1 rRNA gene is annotated in these 542 nt (G+C 52.0%); it reads right to left on the reverse strand.

Going from position 1 to position 542, the window contains the following annotated elements:
- A 16S ribosomal RNA gene (locus ACTJJI_RS26220) occupies positions 1–460 on the reverse strand; the annotation flags it as partial.
- Positions 461–542 lie beyond the last annotated feature (82 nt).

Consider the following 542-nt stretch of genomic DNA (forward strand, 5'->3'; position numbering starts at 1 on the left):
CCACAACACCTTCCTCCCCGCTGAAAGTACTTTACAACCCGAAGGCCTTCTTCATACACGCGGCATGGCTGCATCAGGCTTGCGCCCATTGTGCAATATTCCCCACTGCTGCCTCCCGTAGGAGTCTGGACCGTGTCTCAGTTCCAGTGTGGCTGGTCATCCTCTCAGACCAGCTAGGGATCGTCGCCTAGGTGAGCCGTTACCCCACCTACTAGCTAATCCCATCTGGGCACATCTGATGGCAAGAGGCCCGAAGGTCCCCCTCTTTGGTCTTGCGACGTTATGCGGTATTAGCTACCGTTTCCAGTAGTTATCCCCCTCCATCAGGCAGTTTCCCAGACATTACTCACCCGTCCGCCACTCGTCACCCGAGAGCAAGCTCTCTGTGCTACCGTTCGACTTGCATGTGTTAGGCCTGCCGCCAGCGTTCAATCTGAGCCATGATCAAACTCTTCAATTTAAAAGTTTGATGCTCAATGAATTAAACTTCGTAATGAATTACGTGTTCACTCGTTGAGACTTGGTATTCATTTAGTGTCCGA

The sequence above is a fragment of the Enterobacter sp. 22466 genome, from assembly GCF_052044775.1.
Taxonomy (GTDB): Bacteria; Pseudomonadota; Gammaproteobacteria; order Enterobacterales; family Enterobacteriaceae; genus Enterobacter; species Enterobacter dissolvens.